This window comes from Cyclonatronum sp. (assembly GCF_022565315.1).
Taxonomy (GTDB): domain Bacteria; phylum Bacteroidota; class Rhodothermia; order Balneolales; family Cyclonatronaceae; genus Cyclonatronum.
In genome coordinates, this window is sequence record NZ_JAIUMX010000100.1 from 1 (window position 1) to 13,543 (window position 13,543).

Genomic DNA, 13,543 nt, shown 5'->3' on the forward strand with positions numbered 1-13,543 from the left:
CCACATTTACTGATGCGGGCTGGGATTTTGAGGAGGTCTGGCAAATGCAGCTGCCGGCACAGGGGCTTATCTCTTATCCCTACCTGCGGGCCCTTGAGTACGACGAGCCCTTTGCCGATCCTGCGGTTAATCCCATACCGGGGCTGGTTGCCCTGTTCGCGGGCGGTAACGGCACAGCGGAATCCCCGTTTGAAATTGAGAACTGGTTCCATCTCGACAATGTACGTCTCAGCCTGTCGTCGCACTTTCTGCTAACCCAAAATCTTGGTCCGGAAACGGAGGGCTACACTGCGCTGGTCATGGATGCCGATGGTGACCTGGCCAATGACGGCAAAGGCTGGGAACCCCTTACGGGAGCGTGTATAAACTTTGATGAAAATTATGATGGTGGATTTTGTTTTGAATATGAATATTTCTCCGGCAGCTTCGACGGCAACGGGAAAGGTATAAGCGGGCTTTTTATTAACCGTCCGGATGATATTGATGTGGGCTTATTTTCACGGATCAGAGGCGGACACATCAAAAATGTGGGGCTGTTTAATGCAATGGTTACGGGAATTCAATTTACGGGCATACTTGTAGGGAGGGTTGGACCGGCAGGAAGCCCCTTCAGCGGAGACTACAGCCCCGCCCTGATTGAAGCTGTATTTGTAAACGGCAGCGTTACGGGCACAGCTGATGTGGGTGGTGTTGTGGGTACCATAGGTTGGTCGGATGTTAGGCAGATTCATGCTGATGTTACGGTTCAGGCGCAGTTCGGTAGAGCTGGGGGAATTTTAGGTAACATGACGAAGAGTCATCTGTTTGATTCATTTTCAGATGGTTCCGTTACCGCAAACGGGAATTCTGTGGATGCTTCAGCAGGTGGACTCGTTGGTACTGTGATCGACAGTTTTCCGAGCGAACCCCGGGACACCATCATTATGCGCAGCTATAGCACGGCAGAGATTAGCTCCGCAAGCAGTTCACGTGGAGGCTTAATTGGTTTTGTTCGAACCAGTGTGGATGGCACCAATCCCGGTGTTTTTGCGAATAATTTCTGGGATGTGGAAGCTTCCGGTCAAAACAGCAGTCCCGGCGGCACAGGTTTGAACACATCACAAATGAAAACCAAATCCACATTTACTGATGCGGGCTGGGATTTTGAGGAGGTCTGGCAAATTCAGGTGCCGGCACAGGGATTTATCTCGTACCCCTACCTGCGGGCGTTAGAGTACGACGAGCCCTTTGCCGAACCTGCGGTGAATCCCATACCGGGGCTGGACTATTTCGCCGCTGAACTTGTAATTACTGGTACAGAGGGGTGGCGGTTTATTGCTTCACCGGTCATGGATGCTTCCTATGCTGAATTGTTCAGTACCATCTGGACACAGGGTATGGAGGGCGCAAATGACCCCCGTACCAATGTCAGCCCGAATGTACTTCAGCTGAATGCCGATGGGGAGTATGTTCGGGTTGAGAACCTGAACAATAGTTTTGATCCGGGCCTCGGTGCAGTAGTTTATGTATTTGCGGATTCAGACCCAACGGATGATGATGCAGACAAGTCCTTCCCCAAAATTCTTAGCGTTTCAGGTTCAGAAGCTACGGGAGATATTGCGGTAAGCAACCTGAATTATGGATCTGCGGAGCAGTTCAGCCTTATTGGAAATCCTTTTAATTCAGGGCTTTCGTTCAGCTGTATTCCCGGGACGAACAGAAACAATATTGCTGAAGTTGTTTTTGTTTATGACAGCGCGTTTACAGGCACGTTTGAGGGAGAAGGAAGAACAAACGCAAACGCGGGAATAAAATCAGAGGATGAAGGCGGGGGGCATGCCGGTGGCGGTTTCAGGGCCTGGAATGGTTCGGTAGGAAGCCTTACAGGTGGCGTAATTGCACCGTTTCAGAGTTTTCTGGTTTATACGCTGCATGACGGAGAAGCAAACCTGACCATTCCGGAGCATTGCAGCAACAGAACAGGCGCTACATTTTTCAGGGAAACACCCTCAGAGCCGGTACCCGCTATTCAGATTGCTGCACGTATTAACGAGCAGCAGGAAAGTGATCTGTGGCTGAGCTTTACGCCTTCCGGATCGCTGCTCCGAAATGAGTCGGACGCGCTGTCGCTTTATCCTCTTGATTTTCGCTCTTTTCTGTCCGTGTTTGTCTGGAACGATGACCGTGCGCTCGACATCAAAAACCTGCCTGCAGACTTAACAGAAAAAGCCGAACTCCCGGTTTTTGTGGAGGCATGGGAAGCAGCCGGTACAGCTTATCAGCCTATGAGCGGTACTGTTGAGCTTATTTGGCCGGTTTTTGAGAACATTCCGGATGACTGGGATGTCACAATTACAGATTTAGTTACCGGGCACAGTACCGATCTGCGCGAAGTTGAGCGCTATGTTTTTGAGCTTGACGCATCCCGAAACAAAAATGACGCACTGGAGCACAAGGTTGCAATCCGCTCATTTGATGCAGCCCAAAAAAACGGTACCGAAGCACGGCTCATGATCACCATTGATCCCGGCAATGCAACTCACATCCCCGATGAAGGGCTTCCGTCCGTATTTACGCTTCAGCAGAACTACCCGAACCCGTTCAATCCGACTACGACCATCCGCTACGCCCTGCCGGAAACGGCGGAGGTAAGGCTGGAAGTGTACAATGTGCTGGGTCAGCGGGTTGCGGTACTGGTAAACGGCACGCAGCAGGCGGGCTGGCACACGGCGAGCTTCGATGCCTCACGCTTGTCGAGCGGCTTATACCTGTACCGGCTTCAGGCGGGCAGCTATGTGGAAACGAGAAGTATGATCTTGGTGAAGTGATACAGTATTTCAGTATGTCAGTGTGTCAGTGTGTCAGTGTGTCGTTTTTTTTATTCATTCATTCAGTTATTCAGTTATTCAGTTATTCAGTTATTCATTTTAAACAGGTTTATTTTATGAGAAAGTTAGTTTTTGCAGTGTTGGTTTTTGTTTTTGTTTTGGTGGGAGTTGTGGCTCCGGCGGATGGGTATGGGCAGGATCGGGATCAGCAGGTTTGGCGGGATAGTGCCCCGGTGCAGCCGATGAATCAGCCGGGTCCGCCGCAGCTTCCGGGTGCACCTACACAGACGCCCATCGGCAGCGGGCTTGCGCTGCTGCTTGCTGCGGGGGGCGCGTATGCGGTTAAGCGTTTGCGGCAGGAGTAACAGGGCATGCCGTGATCAGCATGTTCAATACAAGTTGCAGAAGGATGATTGAAAGGAGTTGATTTGTGCGAATCCGGATATTCAGTAATTGAGGATTTCGATCCCGTCGATTATAGTGGTCATGATTGGACTTCTGTGCGCAGGTGAACTTACTTTGATGCTGTAGCTGAGTTCATAATTTTATATCCGGAAAATTACGATTACGTATTTGTATATACGTAATTACCATCACGTGTAATAGTGTTTGCTACCTATTTGTGCTTCATTGTGTAATCATGAAAACTTAAGAACACATATCGCTTTTAGTGTTTATTGGTATTATGTATAATTATTTGAGAATATGAATTATTGTTTGCTCCGAAGATTCTGAACCAATATTATTAAGTCCAGTTTAAAACATTTCAGAATCAAATAGTTACAACTAAAGTAGGCAGCAGGTTCAGCTAATCTGTTCACTGATACTGAATACAACGTTTAATCACGGTTTAATCACGCAAAGAACGTTGTCTAAATTATAATAGCAGTTTTATGCCCTATAAATTATTTTTTTATGTTGTTCTTACTTTATCCCTGCTAATAACTCAGCCATCAGAGAGCAAAGCTCAGTACAATGGTTTAACTGAGGGTTTCCCGCTTACGCGTTTTTTTCAAAATGGTATTGATTTTGAGGGCACGGATCTGACCTATGGTATTATTGAAGATGCCGATGGCACGATTCTGTTTGGCAATGATATGATTGGTGTACAGCAGATTACGGGTACACAGTCGCGGCAAATCCTGTATCCGAGGCAGTCCGTTGCATCATCCTTCGCAAAAGATATCAACGGCCGCATTTACAGTTCGGCTAACGGTGCTTTCGGCTACCTTAAGCATGATGATTCCGGAGCCTATGTTTTTCAGCCGCTTATGCACCTTATTCAGGAAAGCGACCATAGCGTGCCGTTTCTGCACAAGGTTACGCCATCCGGCGATTCCGGAGATATGTTGTTTGTCGGTCAGGATCAGGCCTATTTGTATCATGCAGCACATTCCGAGGTCAGTATCTTAACCCCAACCGGCCGTTTTTATGATGCACTTCAGGTGAATGGCAGAACATGGGTTACAGATACGGCATCCGGTCTTCATCTATTGGGAACTGACGGGCAGTTAACGCCGGTTTTAACGCCCTTTCCCGCAGCCGAAAACCGGATTCTTTCGGTAAACGGAGAACTGGCCGTTTACACCATTGATCACGAACTCTGGCTGCTTGATGAGGGTCGGTATTGGCTCAAATCAGGGGTTTTTGAATATTACAAGGACAAGGACCGGCTTCATGTATTAAGCGCAACAACCCTTGCCGACAACACAATTATCATAACCTCAATGAGCGGCGTGCAGATCTTTGAGGCCGACGGCACACTACTTCACAATTTTAACAGCACAAACATTCTTCCGTTTGATATTGCAGGGCAGGCCTTTGAAGCGTCAGACGGCACTATATGGGTATCAAGCCCAACAGGGCTTGCTGCGATTATGTACAGCAGCCCGCACAGGCAATTCATAAGCGCTCAGGGAATACCCGACAACCGCATCTGGATTGCAGAAGAATGGATGAAGCAGGTTCTGGTAGGAACTGACCGGGGCCTTTGGATGGGTGATGAAAATGGCTTCACGCAGGTATTTTCAAATATTGCCGTATTTGACTTTGAAATTTCGTCAAGAGGTCTGCTTGCGGGTACAACATCGGGCTTAATTCTGATAGCTGAGGATTTTCAGATTCAAAAACTTACTGAAGATTTGTTTGTGAGATCTGTTTTCAGCGATCCGCATCACCCTGAGACCTTTTATTTTTTTGATTCACCGAATCAGCTCAGCCGCCTGGTTTTTCGGGATGAAGACTCTGTTGCCGAAATTACGCCGCTTCATCCTTTTTCATTCATGCCGGAGGCCTTTGTGAAAGTTTCTGACACGGAGTTTTTGATCAGCACAGCTACGAACGGCATTTTCCGGTTTACCGGTACTGCTGATGCCTACGGGATGGCGGCCGTTACCGAAAAAAGCTTGGTCGGAGAACGGTACGGTTTACCAGATGACGGCAGAGCTTCACTAATGAGTTACAGGGGAGATGTCGCCTTTTTAACGGACTCGGGTGTACGGAGATTTAACGAAGCCCGAAGCGGGCTTGAACCGCATCCTGACTTTGATTTTTTCGACTTTAGCCGCTGGCCGCGGCTGAGGTTGATGCAGCCGGTTTCCGGCGGCTATATGAATCTTGCCGGCTATGGCAACCCATCCTTTTTTCCTTTTATTCAGCGTGAAGAAGAGGGGGGGACAGCCGTGCTTAAGAACCTGCCATTTTCCTGGGCAGAACATGATGAGCCGCGCGCCCTCAAACCCAGTGCATCGGGCAGGCTTTATAAAATATCGTCCGGCTCTGTTTCGTATCTCGAAACGGGATGGCAGAGCCTTGTGCCGGCCGAAACGCCTCCCCCCCGATTGCTTCTCACGGGGATTAACGCCCATCCCGATTCCGTGCTTCATCATGGCTGGAAAACGGGAGCCATAGCAGATATGAACAGGATTTCCTGGAGCAATAACAGCCTTCGCTTTTCCTGGAGCCTTCTATCCTTTTCCCCTGCCGGGCTGAACCGCTATCAGTTCCGCCTTAGGGGCGCAGATACCGAATGGTCCGTCTGGACCTCTGAAACCATTGCGGATTACCGTAATCTGCGCGAAGGTAGCTATGAATTTCAGGTAAGGGGCCGAAATGAACACGGGCAGCTCTCCGATATGGTTACCGTTGCCTTTACCATAGCACCCCCCTGGTTCAGAAGCAGGATTGCGTATCTGCTGTATATGATTGGTTTGGCAGCTATAGCTTTCGGAGCCCTCAGCTGGAGAACACGTACACTTATTGTGCGGCAGGCTGAACTTGAAGCACAGGTGAAAGACAGAACCGAGCTTATTCAGAAAAAAAACGTGCAGCTTGAAAAACTGAATCAGGTAAAAACCCGCTTTTTTTCCGGTATCAGTCATGAGTTCCGGACCCCGCTTACGCTTATAAAAGGACCTGCAGAGCTGCTCAAGTTATCAGGAAACAGGCTTACTGAAGAAGAAAAAATATACTCAGCAGATCTGATCATTACGAATGCAGACCGGCTGCTGTCAATGATTAATGAAATTCTGAACCTGTCCAAAATGGAGAGCGGTACCTTCAGATCGGAGGTAGAGACAGCACTACTTGCGGATATTCTGCAGGAAACGGTGAATTGGTATAAACCCCTGGCAGCGCAAAAAAAGCTTCAGTTCACCCTTGAGACCGCTCCCGAATTGTTGCAGAAAGAGGGGTTTTTTGACAAACGGCAGATGGAGCTGCTCATTTCAAATCTCATCTCCAATGCCGTAAAATACACGCAGCGCGGCAGTGTACACATAAAGCTGAATGCAGGCACAGATGGGGATGGTTTTATGCTTGAAATATCAGATACAGGTATCGGAATTTCAAAGGAAGAGCTGCCGCTTATCTTCAACCGTTTTTTCCGCAGTTCAGCTGCATCATTATTTGAAGGCGGTACAGGTATCGGGCTGAGCCTTGTGCAGCATATTGCAGAAATACACGGCATACGGCTGGAAGTAGATTCCGAAACAGGGGCAGGTACACGCATAAAAGCCTTCATCCCGGGTTCACTTGAAGCATTTAAGGGCGATTATGTATTGGTGAAAAAAGACGTATCCGAAACGGAAGGGTTCAGGGGAGGGCACGTCCGCACCCCGCATGTTCCCCCCTCTGATCTGTCAGTACATGCTGATTCGCAAAAGCTGAATGCCCTGGCCGACCCGGATTCGGACGTGCCGGTTGTGATGATTGTAGATGATAATAGCGGTATCAGAAACTTTATTCGTCAGGTTTTATCTGATTCGTATCAGTTTGCGGAATGTGAAAATGGCCTTGAAGCCCTTGAAATGGCCCGTAAAGTGCTTCCGGATATCATTTTGTCTGATGTAATAATGCCCCTTATGGATGGGGTGTCTCTTACGCAGCAGCTCAGGCAGTTCTCAGAAACCCGCCATATCCCGGTCATCCTGATTACCGCCAAAGGCAGCGAAAACAGTGAGCTCGCTGGTCTTGAAGCCGGGGCAAACGATTACATCACCAAGCCGTTTTCCCCCGCGATTCTCAAGGCAAGGGTTGAAGGGCAGCTTGGACTTCAAAAAGAGTTGCGCAGGTTTATAAAAAAACAGCACACAGGGAGTAAGCCACCAACCGCAGCCGTAAAGGGCACGGGCCGGACTGACGCTGCGAACCTCTCCTTCGGAGACAAGGTCAGTGTAAAGCAGAACGGCTACCTGAAGGAAGCAGAAGATATTATTAAAGAAAATTTTGAGAATCCCGATTTTTCCGTCGAGTTTCTTGCGATGCGTATGAACATGAGCCGGTCGTCACTGAACCGTAAGTTCAAACACCATTCAAACGAGACCGCTCAGGATATAATAAAAAGAATGCGCCTCGAAGAGGCCCGCAAGATGTTTGAACAGGGGGAAGACTCCATCACACAGGTAGCGTATGCGGTAGGCTACAACAGCCTTTCATACTTCAGCAGGGCCTTTAAAGAACATTTCGGTGCGAACCCTTCAGAGTTCATAGTAAAAAAGTAAACCGAAGAAGATCCCCTTAGCTCTTGTTGGCCGATATTTCGGATGATTGCAGATAGCCCCTGCCTGCCTGCATACTTAGGCTCAAATGCTCCAAACAACAACTCGAAAAAAAAAAAGAAAGACCGCCTTATCAGGACCCGGAAGCCGAAAAGCTCTCCGGGTTTTGTTGTTTTGGATTGGAGTTAATTCATTTACGTGAAAATGCTGTTTCACTGATTTTAACAGTGTTACTCTTATCATTTGAACGGAAAAGGCAAATATTTGAGTGCTGAAGGCAAGAAGAGGGGTTCATATAGGGCTATAATTCGCGAGTTGAAAATGAGTAAGTCAAACAAGTTTGGTTAATTGTTTTATGTACTCGCAACGCTAAATACTTTAGCTGTTTAGGTAGCAGTAATTCTCTACTGTAATGTGATATGATTAACAACAGATACGTTTTTATGAAAACAATATTTGAAAACACTGACCCAAAAAACAAGAAACCGCAAGTAGTAGCGACAGTTCTATATATGCTGCTCATATTGTTAGCATTGCCGCTAATGCTTAAGGCACAAACTATTGATAACCCGAACTTTTATTTCGCAGATAATGGTATAACGATTTTGTGCCCTGGCGCTGTCGTTGGAGAAACCGGCACCCTTGATGGGGTAACCTACACCAAGCGCGACCGCGACGGCCTGCTCGTTCTAAAGAATGAGGATGATAATAATCCCGAATTTGCGACAAGCTGCACCAGCGGGGTTACGGATAAGAATTTCCTGCACGGGAAGTATATCAAGAGCTCTGATTTTAACCGGGATATCAGTAGCTGGGATGTAAGTGATGTTACAAATATGTCCCAAATGTTTGGGTATGCTACAAGCTTTAATAAGGCAACGAATTGCACGCTCACAGCAAGAAGCGGGCGGGGTATGATCCTGCCTTTAACCAGTTATGTTTCAACCTGACAGGTAAAATTGCTGAAGGTCTTTTGAAACAAAACGGCCCGGCTGGCAGCTAATATGGCAATACCGGCTGAGACTATAAAAAACGCAGTTCCGCGGGCGCATGTAAACACTACTAAGTGCGTGTGTGAACTGATATCTACAAGCTAACTACATGAAACTGATAATGAAAAAAGTGAATTATTTAAACTTACCCTTAAAGGTTCTGTTTGTATTTGCTGCACTGTTTGCGTTTGGTTCTGCTCTGATAGTAAATCCCGCAGCTGCCGGTACAGCATACGGAAATATTTATCTGCTGACCAATGCAAGCAATGCAGAAAAGGGTGAAAAAATGTACGAAACCGGATTTATAGGAGACAGCGTTATCTCCTCCGGAATATTACAGGCAATGCCTGAAATAAGCTCTTTTACCCCTGCAGAGGCTGCTGAAGGTACAACGATCAGTATTACGGGTACCGGTTTTACTGATGTTGAGGACGTTAGTTTTAGAGAGGGCGAGGCCCTGCCTGCTCCACCTTTCGGCTCGCTAACCATCACCTCCGAACCGGGTTCACCAAATACCGACTGGCTTCTCGAAAACGGCGTACTCATGCCTTTGAAGAATAACCCTTCGGTAAATGTGAGTGTTGTAACTGATGCCCTCCAAAACGGTGATCTCACAATTCATGCCGGGGATAATCTGATTATCGATACGGAAATTCAGCTCAGCCTGTCCCAGCCGGCAAATCTCACCTTAAAAGCCGGAGGAAGTGTGTCAATGCTTCCGCAGAGCTCGCTAACAGCACAGGGGCACCCTCTGAATGTGCTGTTTTCTACAAGTATTGATAATGCATCTGTGGGATTAACCGTGAATGGCTTTGTAGATGCCAACGGGGGAGATATTGCGCTGATTACAAGAACTTTAAATATGGCTTCCAATGTGGAGGGTGCGGCGCTCATTTCTTCAGGTGGAGCACTCAGCATAACCCCCCGTCCTTCAAATATAGATATGGTAATCGGTGACGGGGCTGCCGACGGATTCGATTTCAGGCTGCCGGAGCGCTTTTTTGAAAATAACTTCGGTGATTCGTTTTCAGCCGTTACAATTGGCGGGGAAGGTTATGAGGGAGATATCAGGGTGTATTCTTTCCCGGGTGAGCATGCCATTACCTTCAGCTCATCCGGCGCTCTGCTTCCCCTGGAAGCAGTTGATCTGAGCGGGCGCACCTTCACACTCGGAGGCGATATTACCCTCGATGAAGCGGAAGGCTTTTTTACCGGCGAAACCGGCAGCCTGATTGTAAGCCGTGAACTTAACAGCCCCGATGCGGTCAATCCCGCAGGTATTGGCTTGCAGATAACATCAAATCAGTCCCCGGGATTTACGACCGTTACCCGCACACATACAGCACAGGCTCTGGGAGAGTACGGCACTTCTCTTACCCGGCAGTTTACGGTCAATGCGGCCAACAGCAGCGGGCTTAATGCAGACCTTTCTCTGTCACTGCCCGGGTCCCTGCTTGGGGAGAGAAACCCAAACCTCTTGCAGCTTTTTTCCGGGGCTGAAATCACGGGATCTTTTCAGCCAGCGGGCGGGATGCTTAGTGAAAATGGGCAGTTTCTCAGCATCTCCGGTGTGGATGATTTTTCAGAAAACATAATCTGGACCATCGGCGCCAATATTAAGGGGGAAGGTTCCGAAGCCTCTCCCTATCTGATTGCAAACTGGCTGAACCTGCATAATATCCGTCATGATCTGAGCGCAACTTACCTGCTGGCGAATGATCTGAATGCAGAGGACGATGAGCACGGATACCAGTTGTTTGCCGGCCCCCAAGCCCATAGCGGCCGGGGATTCAAACCCATAGGCAGTGAATCCCAGCCATTCACCGGTAAACTGGATGGGGATGATAAGCACATACACGGCTTGTATATCAACAGAGACACCCGCTTTGCAAGTTTGTTGGGCGTTACGCAGGGCGCTGACATAAAAAATCTTACCCTGGCTGAGGTAAGTATTCAGGGAGGCTTTCGCGATGTTGGGGCCCTGGCTGGGGAAATCCGTTCCACAACCATAGAAAACGTACATGTGGATGGTACGATAACTTTAATAAATAGCGGGGGGAGTGCTCCGGGTCTTGAACCTGATTGGAATGCGGGAGGCCTTGCAGGTCGCATTATGCAGGGTAGCACGGTTACCCGATCTTCCTCCCATGCCACAGTCAGAGGTTTAAAAGGTACCGGCGGATTAATCGGATGGGTTGAAGCATCAAGTACTGTTTCCCTTTCATACGCGCAGGCTGATGTGTTCGGAGATGAATATGCCGGAGGGCTGATTGGCTATATTTCCGGTACGGTAACCGACAGCTATGCGACCGGCAGCGTAGGGCCGAACCATGTGCCAGTCGCCAGGAGTATTGGGGGGCTTAGCGGGCATATTACAGGTACAGCTGTGGTAAGCAGAGCGTATGCTGCTGCAAGTATTGGTGAAGGACAGCAGCAGGGTGGGCTCTTCGGCGGTAACAGCAGTCAAACGGCTTCCGTTACGGATTCATATTGGGATGTTACGGTCTCGGGGCTTTCTGTTTCAGGGGGAGGTACGGGCCTGAACACGGATCAGATGATGGGGAACAATGCCGGAAATTTCATGAACGGTTTTGATTTCAATACGGTATGGCAAACGATTGATGTGTTTCAGAATGGTGAATACACCACCTCATATCCCTTCCAGCTAAGCAACCCGCAGGATCCTGCACCGGGCCTGCAGCAGATGTTTGTACACACAAGCCCGAGGTTTGTGAATTTTCAGGGCGAACCGGAATCAACGGTTTATTTCCCGGAATCAGGCCGGGGCGTTCATCCGTTTGGCGGGGGACTAAACAACGGCGACTGGAGTTACCAGGAACACGATGTAACCTTTGCCATCGTACCCGAAAGCCCGTTTCTGGAACTGCTGTCGGCGTCCTTCATCCTCGCTTTTGATGCTGATAAGCTGGAACTGATCAGCATCAGCGATGGAAACCTTTTTTCTGCAACACCGGAGAACGGTGGCAGCTCTTTTCAGTATGTGGTTTGCCCCGCTGGTAGCCCGCTTCCGCCCGGCTGTGTGGCTTCAGACATGCAGACGACCCGCGTGCTGTTTGATACGGCAAGCCTTGAGGGCAACGTATCCCTGGCAGATAACTCCGGCAAATCGCTGGCTATGATAAGCCTGCAGCTGATCAAACCCGGCAAGGCAAACATCACCCTTGAAAACATGGACATGCGCCGTCAGGTTGAAAACAACGGTGTGATTGCTACGGTTAGCCTTGCAACGGAGGAAGAGCCAGCAATGGTGAACTTCCAGCTGGGTGATTTCGCCGGCACGCGCGGTGAAATCGGCTTTGCTGACCTGGTCACTTTTGGAGATGCTTATTTCAGCGAAGCCGGCGGACACAACAGTGAGAGCTACGGGTTTCGCTTTGATATCGGCTTCGAAGGCAATACCGAGTACGGCCTGCTGCCACAGGCAGACGGTAAAATAGACTTCGAAGACCTGAACATTTTTGCCATCAGCTATTTTCTGTCAGCGACGGATGGCCTGCCCCGCGGCCTGCAGCAGGGCCCCGCAGAAGTAGAAATCGGTGAACCTGTGCTGGCAGACGGACAAATCCGCTTTCCGGTTAGCCTGAGTGGTGATGTGCTGGATGTGCGCTCGCTGGGACTGCGTTTCAGCTACAGTGGTATGTACTTCATCGGAACCGAAACAGCAGGTGCACTGGCTACACCCATGACCTTCAGCGCTTCGCGCAGCGAGAACGGTGAACTGCAGTGGGACAGCGCGGTTATTGGCGGGGAGCACGGGTCAATTGGTGAGCCGGGTCTGATTGGGTATGTGATTTTTGAAGGTGATACTCCGGGCACGGTGCAGCTGAGTGAGGCACAACTACGCAACTCGCAGGGGCATCCCATAGACGGGCAGCCGGTGAATATTGATCCGGAGCCGGGCAGCGAGCTGCCAAAGGCCTTCGAGCTGAAGCAAAACTATCCCAACCCCTTCAACCCGACCACAACCATCCGCTACGCCCTTCCCGAAGCGGCAGAAGTGCGGCTGGAAGTGTACAACATGCTGGGTCAGCGGGTAGCAGTGCTGGTGAGCGGCGCGCAGCAGGCGGGCTGGCACACGGCGAGCTTCGACGCCTCACGCTTGTCGAGCGGAATGTACCTGTACCGGCTTCAGGCGGGCAGCTTTACCCAAAGCAGAAGCATGATGCTGGTGAAGTGATACAGTATGTCAGTATGTCAGTGTGTCAAACCCCAAACCCTTTGAATAGCGCCGTGGCTTCAGCCCGGCAATTTCAGTGTCAGTATGTCAAACCGCAACGCCAAACCTTATGAATAGCGCCGCGGCTTCAGCCCGGCGCTTTATTGGAAATCTCAAAATGGGTAGTTGCCCGAAGGTAGCTGCCCATTTATTGAACGAATAAAGCAAAAATCAGAACGCTGAAGGCAAGAAAAAGAAGGATTAGCACTGTATTCTTAATCAAAGAAAATCCAGCCTGAAAAGTTACCAACAAAGAAAGGTGGCTGTATTTCTTTTCAGGATTAGCATAAACCATGAACAGCTCCTCTAACTAAACTAAAAAAAAACAATTACTATGATGATTAATCAAAAGAACAATCATGTAAAAATAGGAAGCAAACAACCGGGGGCAGTGCACATGCTTTGGCTGCTGCTCGTGTTCTTTGTATCCTGGCCAGGATTACTAAAAGCGCAGACTTTTGATAACCCGAACTTTTTTGTGGCTGATAATGGCATCACAATCAAATGCCC

General features: G+C 49.1%; 5 protein-coding genes. All 5 read left to right on the forward strand.

All coding sequences use genetic code 11. The annotated features are described in order from the left end of the window. Positions 1-2,807: T9SS type A sorting domain-containing protein (locus LAT75_RS12785; protein ID WP_291483064.1), on the forward strand; the 2,807-nt coding region annotated here is incomplete at its 5' end. 116 nt (positions 2,808-2,923) lie between these two features. Further along, positions 2,924-3,172 carry a PID-CTERM protein-sorting domain-containing protein gene (locus LAT75_RS12790; protein ID WP_291483068.1) on the forward strand — a complete coding sequence of 83 codons (249 nt, stop codon included), beginning with the start codon at positions 2,924-2,926 and terminating at the stop codon, positions 3,170-3,172. A gap of 528 nt (positions 3,173-3,700) precedes the next feature. Next, the gene (locus LAT75_RS12795) at positions 3,701-7,807 is read left to right on the forward strand and encodes a hybrid sensor histidine kinase/response regulator transcription factor (protein WP_291483065.1); all 4,107 of its coding nucleotides are present in this window, start codon (positions 3,701-3,703) and stop codon (positions 7,805-7,807) included. 440 nt (positions 7,808-8,247) lie between these two features. After that, the gene (locus LAT75_RS12800) at positions 8,248-8,754 is read left to right on the forward strand and encodes a BspA family leucine-rich repeat surface protein (RefSeq protein WP_291483066.1); all 507 of its coding nucleotides are present in this window, start codon (positions 8,248-8,250) and stop codon (positions 8,752-8,754) included. 328 nt (positions 8,755-9,082) lie between these two features. Then, positions 9,083-12,994: a T9SS type A sorting domain-containing protein gene (locus LAT75_RS12805; protein ID WP_291483067.1), complete on the forward strand. Its 3,912-nt coding sequence runs from the start codon at positions 9,083-9,085 to the stop codon at positions 12,992-12,994. The last annotated feature ends 549 nt before the right edge of the window (positions 12,995-13,543 follow it).

Excerpts from the sequence above, each read along its gene's own strand:
- LAT75_RS12790 (WP_291483068.1), top strand. The coding sequence starts at position 2,924 with ATGAGAAAGTTAGTTTTTGCAGTGTTGGTTTTTGTTTTTGTTTTGGTG.
- LAT75_RS12805 (WP_291483067.1), top strand. The coding sequence starts at position 9,083 with ATGTACGAAACCGGATTTATAGGAGACAGCGTTATCTCCTCCGGAATA.
- LAT75_RS12800 (WP_291483066.1), top strand. The coding sequence starts at position 8,248 with ATGAAAACAATATTTGAAAACACTGACCCAAAAAACAAGAAACCGCAA.
- LAT75_RS12795 (WP_291483065.1), top strand. The coding sequence starts at position 3,701 with ATGCCCTATAAATTATTTTTTTATGTTGTTCTTACTTTATCCCTGCTA.